The sequence below is a fragment of the Paroceanicella profunda genome, from assembly GCF_005887635.2.
Lineage (GTDB): Bacteria > Pseudomonadota > Alphaproteobacteria > Rhodobacterales > Rhodobacteraceae > Paroceanicella > Paroceanicella profunda.
In genome coordinates this window covers 3,905,899-3,919,917 of the sequence record NZ_CP040818.1, presented here as the reverse complement: position 1 = coordinate 3,919,917, position 14,019 = coordinate 3,905,899, and the positions used below count along the sequence as shown (strand labels likewise).

The following is a 14,019-nucleotide window of genomic DNA, read 5'->3' as shown; positions in this document are numbered from 1 at the left end:
CGGTGCCGCATTTTCCGATCGGGCAGCATCTGCGGGCTTCGCCGCCGACCCAACGCTCCCCGGTGGAGAAGCAGGTCGGGAGTTGCCGGGACATCCCGTGGCCACATCCTCCCGGCCGTGAGCCCGTGCGGAAGCTGCCCGGGCCGCGAAACCTCTCGATGAAACCTGCAATCGGCGCTCCGGACACTGCTGCGTGTCGTGGAGCCTGCCCCGGGGTGTCCCCCGGTGAGGTCGCACGGGCTTGGTTCGGGCGTTGCCCGCGTCCGGGGCCTTCGCGCAGGCGCCGGGGCGAAGGCGGCGGCGTGCGGGCCTTTCGCATGCGCTCAGCCGGATCTTCCGCGCAGGGCGGCGGCCATCTGCCAGCCCAGCATGCCGGCCAGCATCGCGGCCGCGAAGATCCAGGGTTCGGGCCGTCCGGCGCCCAGGGCGGCCAGGGCCGGTCCGGGGCAGAAGCCCACCAGCCCCCAGCCGACGCCGAAGAGCACCGCGCCCAAGGCCAGCCGACCGTCGACGCGCCCTGCCGGCGGGCCGGGCAGCGGCCCGCCCAGCACGGCCGTGCGGCGGCCGCGCGCCAGCGCCCAGCCGAGGGCCGCCACGCAGACCGCGCCCCCCATCACGAAGGCCAGCGTCGGGTCCCAGGCCCCGCCGATGTCGAGAAAGGCCTGCACCCGGGCCGGGTTCACCATGTCCGACAGGATCAGCCCCGCCGAGAACACCAGCCCGCAGGCGAAGGCCATGACCGCGCGCAGCATCACAGGCCCCCCGCCAGCCGCAGCACCGCCACCGTCGCCCCGGCGCTGATCATGAACAGCGCCACCGCCACGACGCTGCGCCGCGACAGCCGCGAGAGCCCGCACACGCCGTGTCCCGACGTGCAGCCCGAACCCATCCGTGTGCCGACCCCCACCAGCAGCCCGCCGGCCACCAGCAGCGCCGGGGCGGCGGTCACCTCGAGATGCAATCCGTCGCCGAAGGCCGTCAGCGCCAGCGGTGCCACGATCACGCCGGCCACGAACAGCGCGCGCTCCGCCCGCTCCGCGCGCGGCCCCGGCGCCAGCAGCCCTCCCAGGATGCCGCTCACCCCCATGATGCGCCCGTTCATCAGCAGGTAGAGCGCCGCGGCCAGCCCGATCAGCCCGCCGCCCGTCAGCCCGTTCACCCAGTCCTGTGGCATGTGTGGTCCTTCCGCCTGTCGCCTTGTCCGGAGTATGTATTCATTTATGTGAATGTGTAAACCCCGTGCGGCCGCGATGTTTGCGCTTGGGTTCGCGCCGGTCCGGCCGCATGCTGGGCCCAGGCGGAGCGGAAGGAAACCGGATGTCGGGACGATCGAATGTCGCGGAGGCCCTGGGCGCGGTGACGCGGGCCTGTGCGCTGGTCATGGCGATGGCGGTGCCTGTGGGCACGGCCACGGCCGGTGAGCGCGAGGAGGCCATGGCCGCGGTGGTCACCCGGCAGATCGAGGCGTTCCGCGCCGAGGATCTCGAGGGCGCCTTCGCCTTCGCTTCCCCGATGATCCGCCGGATGTTCCATGACGCGCGGAACTTCGGCGCCATGGTGCGCAACGGCTACCCGATGGTCTGGCGGCCGGAGGAGGTCACCATGGGCCCGGTGGTGATGCGCGAGGGCCGCCCGGTGCAGACCGTCTTCCTGCGCGACGCCCGCGGCATGTCCTATGTCGCGGAATACACCATGATCGAGACCGAGGACGGCTGGCGCATCGACGGCGTGCGCATCGTGGAGGCCGGGGGCTCCTCCGTCTGAGTTCGGCCGAGTTCGGCTGAGTGCGTCCAAGACGGCTCCGGGTGCGGCAGGTCGGCGCGGGGCGTGCGGATGTCGCAAAGAGCGATCCGCCGCCGCCGATCTGCGCCTAGGCTCGGGGCATGTCCGGCATGGCAGGGGGATGATCCATGAGAACACAGGCGCGCGTTGTGGTGATCGGCGGCGGGGTGGTCGGCTGCTCGGTGCTCTACCACCTCACCCGGCTGGGCTGGTCGGACGTGGTGCTGGTGGAGCGCTCCGAGCTCACCTCCGGCTCCACCTGGCACGCGGCGGGAGGGTTCCACACGCTCAACGCCGACACCAACATGGCAGCGCTGCAGGGCTACACCATCCGCCTCTACCGCGAGCTGGAGGAGATCACCGGCATGAGCTGCGGCCTTCACCACGTGGGCGGCGTGACGCTTGCGGACACGCCCGAGCGGCTCGACTACCTCAAGGCCGAGCGCGCCAAGCACCGCTACATGGGGCTGGAGACGGAGATCATCGGCCCCGAGGAGATCCGCGCCCTATCCCCCATCACCAACACCGAGGGCGTGCTCGGTGCGCTCTACGATCCGCTCGACGGCCATCTCGACCCCTCGGGCACCACGCATGCCTATGCGAAGGCCGCCCGCCTGGCCGGCGCCGAGATCATCCTGCGCACCCCGGTGCTCGAGACCAACCCGCGCCCCGACGGCACCTGGGACGTGGTCACCCCCGCCGGCACCATCCATGCCGAGCATGTGGTGAATGCCGCCGGCCTCTGGGCGCGGGAGGTGGGGGCGCTCGCCGGGCTCACCCTGCCGCTGCACCCGATGGAGCACCAGTATCTCGTCACCGAGGAGACCCCGGAGGTATACGAGCGCGGCGCCGAGCTGCCGCACGTGATGGACCCCGGCGGCGAAAGCTACCTGCGCCAGGAGGGCAGGGGCCTGTGCATCGGCTTCTACGAGCAGCCCTGCGACCCCTGGGCGGTGGACGGCACCCCCGCGGACTTCGGCCACGAGCTGCTGGAGAACAAGCTCGACCGGATCTCCGACTCGGTGGAATTCGCCTATCGCCGCTTCCCCGTGCTGCAGCGCGCGGGGATAAAAACCATCATCAACGGCCCCTTCACCTTCGCGCCGGACGGAAACCCGCTGGTGGGCCCGGTGCCGGGCCTGCGCAACTACTGGTCGGCCTGCGCGGTGATGGCCGGTTTCAGCCAGGGCGGCGGCGTGGGCCTGTCGCTGGCGCAATGGATGATCGAGGGCGAGCCGGAGCGCGATGTCTTCGCCATGGATGTCGCCCGCTTCGGCATGCTCCACCGCGACGCGACGGCCGGGCGCTGGATCACCCCCGGGTATACCCGCCTGAAGGTGAAGGAGAATTACCAGCGCCGCTTCTCGGTGAGCTATCCGAATGAGGAGCTGCCGGCCGCGCGCCCCTTCCAGACCACCCCGGTCTATGCCGCGTGGAAGGCGCAGGGGGCGGTCTTCGGCGCGCATTCGGGCATGGAGGTGGTGAACTACTTCGCCCGGCCGGGCGACCTGCCGCACGAGGTGCCCTCCTTCCGGCGCTCGAACGCCTTCGAGGCGGTGGCGGGTGAATGCGCCGCGGTGCGCGGGGCGGTGGGGCTCAACGAGATCCACAATTTCGGCAAGTACCTCGTCACCGGCCCGGGCGCGGAGGGCTGGCTGGCGCAGGTGATGGCCGGGCGCCTGCCGAAGCCGGGCCGCATCACCCTCTCGCCCATGCTCAGCCCGCGCGGGCGGATCATCGGCGATTTCACCATCACCTGCCTCGGGCCGCAGCGCTACCAGCTCACCGCCAGTTTCGGCGCGCAGGCCTTCCACATGCGCTGGTTCGAGAGCCACCTGCCGCCTTCCGGGGTGCGGGTGGAGAATGTCTCCACCCGGCGCATCGGCTTCCAGATCGCGGGGCCCAGGGCGCGGGAGTGGCTGGGGCGCGTGGCGCATGGCGACGTGGACGGGCTGCGCTTCATGGATGCGCGGGAGATGGACATCGGCCCGGTGCGCGCCCTGGTGCAGCGTGTCTCCTACACCGGCGACCTCGGCTACGAGCTGCACGTGGACTGGGAGAGCCAGCTCGCCCTCTACAACCAGCTCATGGCGGCCTCCGAGGGGCTGGAGGCAAGGCCCTTCGGCATGCGGGCAATGATGAGCCTGCGGCTGGAGAAGTTCTTCGGCTCCTGGCTGCGCGAATACGGGCCGGACTACATGCCCGGCGAGACCGGGCTGGGCCGTTTCGTGGACCATGCACGCGGCGGGTTCATCGGCGCGGAGGCGGCGGCGGAGGAGGAGCCCGCCCGCCGGCTCTGCGCCTTCGTGGTGAAGGCGGACGAGGCCGACGTGGTGGCCTATGAGCCGATCTGGATCGACGGCCGGGTGCGGGGCTTCGTGACCTCGGGGGGGTATGCGCACCATGCGCAGGCCTCCGTGGCGCTGGGCTTCGTGCCGGCGGAGCTGGCGTCCGAGGGGCTGGAAGTGGAGATCGAGATCCTCGGGCGCATGCGGCCCGCGCGCCTCGTCACCACGCCGCTGTTCGACGCCGACGGGGCGCGCATGCGCGGCTGAGCGGGTGGCAGGGGCGTCTCAGCGCGGCCCGTAGGCGGCCATGAAGGTGCGCACGGCGCCGCGCGCGACCTCCTGCATGTCCTCCCGCGGGGGGCGGGGATGGCCGCCCATCGCCACGGCGACGAGCGTGGGGTGGTGGAGCATGCCGAGAAGCTGCCAGGCGGCCTGGGTGGTGTCCGGGATGACCAGCGAGCCGCGCGCCACCTGGGTGTCCAGCCAGCCCGCCAGTCGCCGCGCCCCCAGCGCCGGCCCGGCCTCGTAGAAGCGCTGTCCCACCACAGGGAAGCGCTCGGAGGCGGCGATGACCATGCGCACCAGCTTCACGTGCTTCGGGTCGGTCAGCCGCTCGATGTGGTTGCAGGACAGCTCCAGCAGCGTGGCCTCGACATCGGTACACTCCGGATCGGGCAGCAGCCATTGCTCGGCGGTGCGCTCCTTGTGGCAGGCCACCATCGCGCTGAAGAGCGTCTCCTTGCTGTCGAAGTACACGTAGAGCGTGCCCTTCGACACCCCGGCGTGCTTCGCGATCTGGCCCATGGAGGTCGCGTCGAACCCCTGGGCGAGGAACATCTCCGCGGCGCCGTTCAGGATCTGTCGACGCTTGGCGGTGTCGGTGCTGGCCGAGCCGTCTTCGAGCGTATCATCCACCGTGTGCATCCCACCTCTGTGTCCATCCGGAGCGTCTGTCGTCATCCGGTGTGTCGGGCCCATCGTGCACCGAGCGGGGGCCGGATGCATCCATGAACGCAAATCGTTGACCGAACCGTTCAGTCATCTTGAAATCGGGCGTCGGAGGCTCTAAGTCAACCCCCTGACCGAACCGTTCGGTCACGCGACTGTCATCTGAATCCAAGCTGAATGCGTACCGGGGATTGATCCATGGCCAGGGATTACGAAAGCGAAAAGGGCCCGCAGGACCGGCAGGAGGCGCCCGGCGCGCGTCCGCCCGCGCAGGGCACCGAGACCGTCGCGACCGGTACGGCCGGCGGCGCGGAACAGGCGAAGCCGCCGAAAGGCGGGCGCAGGCGCATCGTCCTCTTCGCGATTCTCGCCGCCGCAATCGCCGCGGGCGCATGGTACGGCTATCAGTACTGGACCGTCGGCCGCTTCCTGGAGGAGACGGACGACGCCTATGTCCAGGCCGATTACTCCATTCTCTCGCCCCGGATCACCGGCTACGTGGCCCGGGTTCCGGTGGTCGACAACCAGGCCGTGAAGGCCGGCGATCCGCTGGTGGAGATGGATGACGGCGATTACCGGATCGCGCTGCGCCAGGCCGAGGCGCAGATCGCCGCGCAGCGCGCGTCGGTCGATCGCATCACCCAGCAGGTGGAGGCGGCCCGCGTGGGCATCGACCAGGCGGATGCCGAGCTCGAATCGGCCCGTGCCAGCGCCGATTTCGCCCGTATCGACTACGACCGCTACGCCAATCTCGCCACCACCAAGGCCGCGTCCGTCCAGCAGAAGCAGGAGGCGGAAACCTCGCTCGCCACCGCGCGCGCCGGGGTGAAGGCCGCCGAGGCCGGGGTGGCCTCCGCCAAGGCCAATCTCGCGGTGGTGAAGGCCCAGAAGACCGAGGCCGAGGCCTCCCTCGCCGGGCTGGAAGCCCAGCGCGACCAGGCCCAGCGCGACCTCGATGCCACCGTGCTGCGCGCGCCCTTCGACGGCGTGGTGGGCAACAGCTCGGTGGTGGCGGGGGATTACATCTCGCCGGGCCGGCGGCTGATGGCGGTTGTGCCGCTGGGCGCGATCTACATCGAGGCGAACTTCAAGGAGACGCAGATCGGCAAGCTCACCCCGGGCACGCCGGTCGACATCACCGTGGACGCGTTCCCGGACCGCCACGTGACCGGCCATGTGCAGGGCCTCTCGCCCGCCTCCGGTGCGGTGTTCAGCATGCTGCCGCCGGAGAATGCCACCGGCAACTTCACCAAGGTCGTCCAGCGCCTGCCCGTGCGCATCACCGTGCCGCAGGACGTGGCGGATGCCGGCTGGCTGCGCCCGGGCCTCTCCGTGGTGGTGACGGCCGACACGCGCCGGGCGCCCTGAGCGGGCAGGGGGAGGGCTGAGCCATGGCCGCACCGGGCGAACCGGAAGTCACGCCGCGCAAGATCATTGCCTTCGCGGCGCTGGTCTTCGGCATGTTCATGGCGATCCTGGACATCCAGATCGTCTCCTCCTCCCTCTCGGAGATCCAGGCGGGGCTCTCGGCCTCGCCGGACGAGATTTCCTGGGTGCAGACGAGCTACCTGATCGCCGAGGTGATCATGATCCCGCTCTCGGGGTTCCTGTCGCGGGGGCTGTCGACACGGGTGCTCTTCACCATCTCCGCGGCGGGCTTCACCGCGGCCAGCGTGCTCTGCGCCACGGCGACCTCGATCAACGAGATGATCCTCTACCGCGCCATCCAGGGCTTCATCGGCGGCGGCATGATCCCCACGGCCTTCGCGGCCTCCTACACGATCTTCCCCAAGCGCCTGCAGGGGCCGGTGATGGCGGTGGTGGGGCTCACGGTCACGCTCGCGCCCACCATCGGGCCCACGGTGGGCGGCTATCTCACCGAGATCTTCTCCTGGCACTGGCTGTTCCTGGTGAACGTCATCCCCGGCATCGCCGCCACGCTGCTGGCCTGGTTCCTGGTGGATTTCGACGAGCCGGACCACGCGCTCCTGCGCCGGTTCGACTATGTCGGCCTCGCGGCCATGGCGGTGTTCCTCGGCGCGCTGGAATACGTGCTGGAGGAGGGGGAGAAGGACGACTGGTTCCAGGACCGGACCATCGTGATCCTGGCGGTGGCCAGCACCATCGGCGCGCTGATCTTCTTCTGGCGGGCCTTCACGCGCGAGACGCCGATCGTCGACCTCGGCGCCTTCTCGGACCGGAACTTCGCCGTGGGCTCGCTGATGACCTTCGTGCTGGGCGTGGGGCTCTACGGGCTCACCTATCTCTACCCGCTCTACCTCAGCCGGGTGCGGGACTATTCGGCGCTGCAGATCGGCGAGACGGTGTTCGTGAGCGGGCTGTTCATGTTCCTCACCGCGCCCATCGTGGGCAACCTCGCCCGAAAGGTGGACCCGCGCTACATCATCGGCACCGGGCTCTTCGGTTTCGCGGCCTCGTGCTACGAGCTCACGCCCATCACCAAGGACTGGGCGTTCTGGGAGTTGTTCTTCCCCCAGGCCCTGCGTGGCGTCTCGCTGATGCTGTGCATGATCCCGATCAACGTGCTCGCCCTCGGCACCCTGCCGCCGGACCGGATCAAGAACGCCTCGGGCCTGTTCAACCTCACGCGGAACCTCGGCGGCGCCTTCGGCCTCGCCTGGATCAACACCATGCTCAATTCGCGCACCGACATGCACTACGAGCGGCTGTCCGAGCATGTTTCCTGGGGCGCGCCCTGGGCCGAACAGCAGCTCGAGAACATCACGGCCGCCTTCACCCCGGTGCTGGGCGGCAACGCGGAGCAGGCGGCGCTGAGCCAGCTTGCCGGCATCGTGCAGCAGCAGGCGATGGTGATGTCCTTCGCCGACGTGTTCCTGCTGCTGGGGGTGATGTTCGCGCTGATGCTGTTCATGCTGCCGCTGGTGCGCAAGCCCGCGGCGGAAGGCGGCGGCGCGCCGGCGCACTGAGCGCGTGTCGGCCCCGCCCGGGTGGGCGGGGCCGGCGGCCTCACTCCGTGACTTCGGAGATCAGCGGCTTGCCGGCGAAATGCGCGGCGAGATTGTCCACCACCAGCTGGCCCATGGCCGCCCGGGTCTTGTAGGTGGCCGAGCCCTGGTGGGGCGAGAGCACGACATTGTCGAGCAGGAAGGGCGTGACGTCCGGCAGGGGCTCCTCCTCGAACACGTCGAGGGCCGCGCCGCCCAGGCCGCCGCTGGCCAGCAGCTCGGCCATCGCCGCCTCGTCGATCAGCGCGCCGCGGGCCACGTTCACGATGGCGCCGTCCGGCCCGAGGGCCTCCAGCACCTTGCGGCTCACGATGCCCTTCGTCTCGGCCGAGCCGGGGGCGATGACCACCAGCCAGTCCACGTCACGGGCCATCTCCTCGAGATCGCCGTAATACTGCCACTCCACGCCCTCCTGGGCGCGGCGGCCGTGATAGACCACGGTCATCTTGAACGCCTCGCAGCGCTTCGCGATTTCCTTGCCGATCCGCCCCAGCCCGAGGATGCCCACCTTGCGGTCGGTCAGCTCGCCGGTGAGCGGATAGCCGCCCTTGGCCCATTTGCCCTCGCGCATGAAGGCATCGGCCTGCGGGATGCGCCGGCACAGCGCCAGCATCAGCCCCAGCGCCATCTCGGCCACGGCGTCGTTCAGCACGTTCGGCGTGTTGGTGATCCTCGCGCCATGCTCGATGGCGAATTTCACCGGGATCGCGTCATAGCCCACGCCGTAGCTGGAGATGATCTCCAGTTTCGGCAGCGCGGTGATGATCGCTTCCGGGCAGCCCAGGTGGCCATTGGTGGCCACGGCGCGGATGCCGGGGCCGTTCTCGGCCAGGAAGGCGGTCTTGTTGTCCGCTTCCCAGTAACGGTGGATGGTGTAGGCGTCTTCCAGGGCCGTCATGCACACCGGGTGCATGGGGCCCATCATCAGGATTTCAGGTTTCATGTAGTGGTTCTCCTCCCGGACCGGGCACATGGTTAACCAGCCCGGGCCGGCTTGTCGACCATGGGGACTTCCGCGCAACGGGGGAAGCCCCTAATCTGCCGCCCTCGCCGCGAACCGGAGGTGCCATGCGCCGCTATCTGCCGTTCTGCCTGATCCTCGCGGCCACGCTGCTGGCGGGCGGCGTGGGGTGGTGGGCCGGGCGCAGCACCGGCATGGACCGCCTTGCCGCGCGGGGCGAGAACACCCTGCGCCTGGCGCGCGACCGCCTGGAAGGCCAGATCGACCGCTACCGCGCCCTGCCGCGCCTGGTGGCGGAGATGCCGGTGATCGCGCGCAGCCTCGGCGACATGCCCGGCGCCATCCCGGAGGCGAACGAGCTGATGGAGCGGCTCGCGGGTTTCACCGGCGCGCTCGACATCTACCTGATGCGCCCGGACGGGCTCACCATCGCCGCCTCCAACTGGCGCCGCGAGCCCACGTTCATCGGCAACAACTACACTTTCCGCCCCTATTTCCGCGACGCGCTGGCCGGGGGGCTGGGCCGCTACCACGCCCGGGGCTCCATCACCGCGCTGCGCGGCTATTTCTTCGCCAGCCCCGTGCGCGCGCCCGACAACACGGTGATCGGCGTCGTGGCGGTGAAGGTGGACGTGGAGGTGCTGGAGGCCGGCTGGCAGGACGAGCAGGACCTGATCTGGTTCACGGACCGCAATTCCGTGGTGTTCATCGCCTCGAAACCCGGGCTGGTGTTCCGCACCACGGCACTGCTGCCGGACCGTGAGCTGACCGAGATGATCCTGTCGCGCCAGTATGACCGGGCGCCGCTGCGCAACCTGCCGGAGTTCGGCCGCGGCAGCATCGAGGGCCGGGAAACCTGGACGGTGGGCGCGCCCTGGGCGGAGTTCGGCCTGCGCCCGGGCACGGTGCTGCACCTGTCGCAGCCGGTGAACCCGCTGGGGTTCGACGCCCATATCCTGCTCGACACCGGGGAGGTGCTGTCCGGCGCCCGGCTGACGGGCGTGTCCTCCGGCGCCGTGGTGCTGGTGCTGGGGCTGGGCTGGCTGCTGCTGGCGCAGCGCCGGGCCGCGCTGGCCGCCCGGCTGCAGTTTGAGGAGGACACCCGCGCCGAGCTCTCGCGCCTGGTGGGCGAGCGCACGCGCGAGCTCACCCGCACCAACCACCGGCTGATCGGCGAGGTGGCCGAGCGCCGCGCGGCGGAGGAGGCGCTGCGCCGCGCGCAGGACGACCTCGTTCAGGCGGGCAAGCTCTCCGCCCTCGGGCAGATGTCTGCCGGCATCAGCCACGAGCTGAACCAGCCGCTTGCCGCCATCCGCTCCTTCGCGGAGAACGGCACCATCCTGCTCGACCGTGGCCGCGAGGCGGAGGCGCGCGAGAACCTCACCCAGATCGCCGATCTCACCGCCCGCATGGCCCGGATCATCCGCAACCTGCGCGCCTTCGTGCGCCGGGAGGGCGAGGAACTGCGCGACGTGGCGCTGGACCAGGTGGTGGCCGACAGCCTGGGCCTGCTCGAGGGCCGCTTCGCCGAGGAGGGGGTGACGGTGGACTGGGCGCCCGGCGGCATCGTGGTGCGCGGCGGCGGCGTGCGCCTCGCGCAGGTGCTGGTGAACCTGCTCTCCAACGCCGCGGACGCGATGCGCGGCCAACCCGCGCCGCACATCGGGATCAGTGCCACGCGCGCCGGCGACGGGCGGGTGAGCCTGAGCGTGCGTGACAGCGGCCCCGGCCTTTCCGAGGATGCCGCCGGCCGGCTGTTCGACCCGTTCTACACCACCAAGCAGGTGGGGGAGGGGCATGGCCTGGGCCTTGGCCTGTCGATCTCCTACGGCATCGTGCAGAGCTTCGGCGGCGTGATCCGCGGGGCCACCCATCCCGACGGTGGCGCGGTGTTCACCGTGACCCTCACCGAAGGCGCGCGCGAGGAAGCCGCATGACCGATGCCCTCCCCCTCATCCTGCTGGTGGACGACGAACGCGCCGTGCGCACCGCCCTGGCCCAGACGCTGGACCTCGCCGGCTTCGAGGTGCGCACCGCCAGCGCCCTGATCGAGGCGATGGACCACGTGACCGCGGGCTTCCCCGGCGCGGTGATCTCCGACGTGCGCATGCCCGGGCGTGACGGGTTCGACCTGCTGGCGCGCATCCGCGCGCTGGACCCGGACCTGCCGGTGGTGCTGCTCACCGGCCACGGCGACATCCCGATGGCGGTGCGCGCAATGGGGGCGGGGGCCTATGACTTCCTGGAGAAGCCGTGCCCGCCGGCACAGCTCGTCGAGGTCGCCACCCGGGCCTGCGAGAAGCGCCGGCTGGTGCTGGAGAACCGCGCCCTGCGCCAGGCGCTCTCGGGGGCGGACCCCGCGGCGCGGGTGATCGGCGCCTCGGAGCCGGCCGAGCGGCTGCGCGCGCGCATCCGCACCCTCGGCGCCACCCCGGCCGACCTGCTCATCACCGGCGAGACCGGCACCGGCAAGGAACTGGCCGCCCGGGCCATCCATGACCTGCGCCACCCCGGCGGGCCCTTCGTGGCGGTAAACTGCGCGCTGCTCACCGAGGATCTGGCGGAGCCGGTGCTCTTCGGTGCCAAGGGGCAGGAGGGCGCGGCGCGGCGCGCGCAGGGCGGCACGCTGTTTCTCGACGAGATCGGCTCCATGCCGCCGTCCCGGCAGCCGGCGCTGCTGCGCCTGGTCGAGGCGCGGGAGATCCAGGGGCCGGAGGGCGTGACCCGGCTGGGCCTGTCGATCATGGCCGCCACCAACGCCGACCCGCGGGCGCTGGTCGGCTCCGGTGCGCTGCGCGCCGACCTGTTCTTCCGGCTGGACGTGGCGCGGCTCGACATCCCGCCGCTGCGCAGCCGGGCCGGGGACATTCCCGCCCTCTACCGGCATTTCACCGAAGCGGCCGCCGGGCGGTTCGCCCGCCCCGTTCCGCCGCTCGCGCCGGGGGAACTGGCGGGGCTGCTGGCCCGGCCCTGGCCCGGAAACCTGCGCGAACTGCGCAATGTCGCCGAGCGGCGGCTGCTCGGCCTTGCGGAGGCGGAGGCCCCGGCGGAGGAACCGGGCCTCGCCGGCCAGGTGAACCGGGTGGAGCGCGCGCTGATCGCCGAGGCGCTGCGCGCCACCGGCGGCCGGGTGGCGGAGGCCTGCGACCTGCTCGCCCTGCCGCGCAAGACCCTCTATGACAAGCTCAAGCGCCACGGCCTGCAGCCCGAGCTGTTCCGCAGCGAGGCCGACGCGGACTGACCGGAGGCGACCCCCGCCGCCGGAGTGCACCGCCGTCGGAGCGCACCGCCGGCGCCGCGTGCCCCGGCGTGCCGCAAAGTGCCTGCGAGGTCCGTTCTTTTCACCTGTCACCAGAGCGCACTGGCGGCGCCGCGCGCGCATGCCGCGCGGCGCCCCGTGGGCGACGCCCTGCGCACACGCCTTCGGAACGCACCGGCGGTGCCGCGCGCGTGCCGCACGGCGACCGGTGGGCGCCGCTCTGCCCGCATGCCAGGCGGCGCTCCCGCGTGCAGTCTCCCTGCGCATGTCGCGGCGCGTCGCCCCCGCTGTGCTCCCCGGTCAGGGGCGGGGCATTCGGGTGTGCACTTGCACGGTGCGCAACCGCGGCCACGCGTCCCGCGCATGTCGCGAGGCGCCCGATGCGCCCGATGCCCGGGCCCGTGGGCGGCCGCGGGCCGCGCCGACGTGTGGCCGCGCTTCGCGGGGGCGATGCGCGGGGCGTGATTCGGTGCGCTGTCAGGCCGCGGGCGGGAAATCGGAATGCCCGGCGGCGATCCGTGCGATTTTCCACACCCTGTCTTCCGCATGGTGCGGTGCGGTATGTGCATGGTAAGGCAAGATATTGAAATGAAATGAAAAAGCCCGCCTCAAAGCGGCGTGATCGTGATGCTTGCGCGGCGGCCCTCCGCTCTGCTGTTATCCCTGCGTGAGCCGGTCAACGCCGGCCGAATGCCGGCAGATGCCGGCCAATGAAGATCCTGGGAGGATACATCCATGCGTCTTGCGACCTTTGCCGCCGCGGCGGCTCTCACCCTCGCGGCCGGTTCGGCCTTCGCCCAGTGCGACCCCGGCGAGACCGTGATCAAGTTCAGCCATGTCACCAATGCCGACAAGCATCCCAAGGGCCTCGCGGCCGCCCTCTTCGCCCAGCGCGTGAACGAGGAGATGAACGGCAAGGTGTGCGTGGAGGTGTTCCCGAACTCCTCGCTCTACGGCGATGACAAGGAGATGGAGGCCCTGCTGCTCGGCGACGTGCAGATGATCGCGCCCTCGCTCTCCAAGTTCGAGCAGTTCACCAAGAAGTTCCGCATCTTCGACCTGCCCTTCATGTTCAAGAACATGGAAGCGGTGGACGAGTTCCAGGGCACCGACGAGATCCAGGAACTCAAGTCCAGCATGGTCAAGCGCGGCGTGATGGGCCTGCGGTTCTGGCACAACGGGCTGAAGCAGTTCTCCGCCAACAAGCCGCTTCTGGAGCCGGAGGACGCGAAGGGGCTGAAGTTCCGCGTGCAATCCTCCGACGTGCTGGTGGCGCAGATGTCGGCGCTGGGTGCGAGCCCGCAGAAGATGGCCTTCTCGGAGGTCTACGGCGCGCTGCAGACCGGTGTCGTCGACGGGCAGGAGAACACCTGGTCCAACATCTACGGCCAGAAGTTCTTCGAGGTGCAGGACGGCTCCACCGAGACCAACCACGGCCTGCTCGACTACCTGGTGGCGGTGAACGCCCAGTGGTGGATGGGCCTGCCGGAGGACGTGCGCACCCAGATCTCCCAGATCCTCGACGAGGTGACGGATGAGCGCAACGCCGAGGTGAACGCGGTGGACATGGCCGCGCGCCAGGCCATCCTCGACGCCGGCGGCGTGATCCGCGAGCTCACCCCCGAGCAGCGCAAGGACTGGGTGGTGGCGATGAAGCCGGTCTGGGAGCAGTTCGAGAAGGACGTGAGCCCGGAGTTCATCGCGCTGGCCCAGAGCATCAACGACAAGCACTGATCCCCGCGCAGGCGAGAGCGGAGAGGCGGCCCCGGGCCGCCTCTCCCTGTCCGGCGCCCA

General features: G+C 70.7%; 11 protein-coding genes. 7 read left to right on the top strand and 4 right to left on the bottom strand.

The window, feature by feature from the left end:
- Nucleotides 1–323: 323 nt before the first annotated feature.
- A complete protein-coding gene (locus tag FDP22_RS17510; RefSeq protein WP_205910812.1) occupies nt 324–752 on the bottom strand; it encodes a DUF6691 family protein in 429 nt (142 codons plus the stop codon).
- Nucleotides 752–1,174, bottom strand: coding sequence for a YeeE/YedE family protein (locus FDP22_RS17505; RefSeq protein WP_138575942.1), 423 nt, complete (start codon nt 1,172–1,174; stop codon nt 752–754). Before FDP22_RS17505 ends, FDP22_RS17510 begins: the two co-directional genes overlap by 1 nt.
- A 143-nt stretch (nt 1,175–1,317) precedes the next feature.
- On the opposite strand from FDP22_RS17505, the gene FDP22_RS17500 reads away from it, so the two are divergent.
- Complete coding sequence (locus tag FDP22_RS17500) at nt 1,318–1,764, top strand: DUF4864 domain-containing protein (RefSeq protein ID WP_239031819.1); 447 nt, start codon at nt 1,318–1,320, stop codon at nt 1,762–1,764.
- Nucleotides 1,765–1,910: 146 nt separating this feature from the next.
- A complete protein-coding gene (locus FDP22_RS17495) occupies nt 1,911–4,337 on the top strand; it encodes a GcvT family protein (RefSeq protein ID WP_138575943.1) in 2,427 nt (808 codons plus the stop codon).
- Nucleotides 4,338–4,355: 18 nt separating this feature from the next.
- Here the strand turns inward: FDP22_RS17495 and FDP22_RS17490 are convergent, their stop codons facing one another.
- Nucleotides 4,356–4,985, bottom strand: coding sequence for a TetR/AcrR family transcriptional regulator (locus FDP22_RS17490; RefSeq protein WP_205910811.1), 630 nt, complete (start codon nt 4,983–4,985; stop codon nt 4,356–4,358).
- Nucleotides 4,986–5,216: 231 nt separating this feature from the next.
- Here FDP22_RS17490 and FDP22_RS17485 point away from each other — a divergent pair, with 231 nt between their 5' ends.
- Nucleotides 5,217–6,386 (top strand): HlyD family secretion protein, encoded by a 1,170-nt coding sequence (locus tag FDP22_RS17485; protein ID WP_138575945.1) that lies wholly within the window; start codon nt 5,217–5,219, stop codon nt 6,384–6,386.
- A 23-nt stretch (nt 6,387–6,409) separates the two neighbouring features.
- The gene (locus FDP22_RS17480; RefSeq protein ID WP_138575946.1) at nt 6,410–7,966 is read left to right on the top strand and encodes a DHA2 family efflux MFS transporter permease subunit; all 1,557 of its coding nucleotides are present in this window, start codon (nt 6,410–6,412) and stop codon (nt 7,964–7,966) included.
- A gap of 40 nt (nt 7,967–8,006) precedes the next feature.
- Here FDP22_RS17480 and FDP22_RS17475 read toward each other — a convergent pair whose 3' ends face one another.
- Complete coding sequence (locus FDP22_RS17475; protein WP_138575947.1) at nt 8,007–8,948, bottom strand: 2-hydroxyacid dehydrogenase; 942 nt, start codon at nt 8,946–8,948, stop codon at nt 8,007–8,009.
- Between the two features lie 125 nt (nt 8,949–9,073).
- On the opposite strand from FDP22_RS17475, the gene FDP22_RS17470 reads away from it, so the two are divergent.
- The 3 genes from FDP22_RS17470 (at nt 9,074) to FDP22_RS17460 (ending at nt 13,959) form a co-directional block, all read left to right on the top strand.
- Entirely contained in the window at nt 9,074–10,903 is a 1,830-nt protein-coding gene (locus FDP22_RS17470; protein WP_138575948.1) for a sensor histidine kinase, read from the top strand.
- Nucleotides 10,900–12,207, top strand: coding sequence for a sigma-54-dependent transcriptional regulator (locus FDP22_RS17465; protein ID WP_138575949.1), 1,308 nt, complete (start codon nt 10,900–10,902; stop codon nt 12,205–12,207). The genes FDP22_RS17470 and FDP22_RS17465 overlap by 4 nt, the downstream gene beginning before the upstream one ends.
- Nucleotides 12,208–12,960: 753 nt before the next feature.
- The gene (locus FDP22_RS17460; protein ID WP_138575950.1) at nt 12,961–13,959 is read left to right on the top strand and encodes a TRAP transporter substrate-binding protein; all 999 of its coding nucleotides are present in this window, start codon (nt 12,961–12,963) and stop codon (nt 13,957–13,959) included.
- Nucleotides 13,960–14,019: the final 60 nt, after the last annotated feature.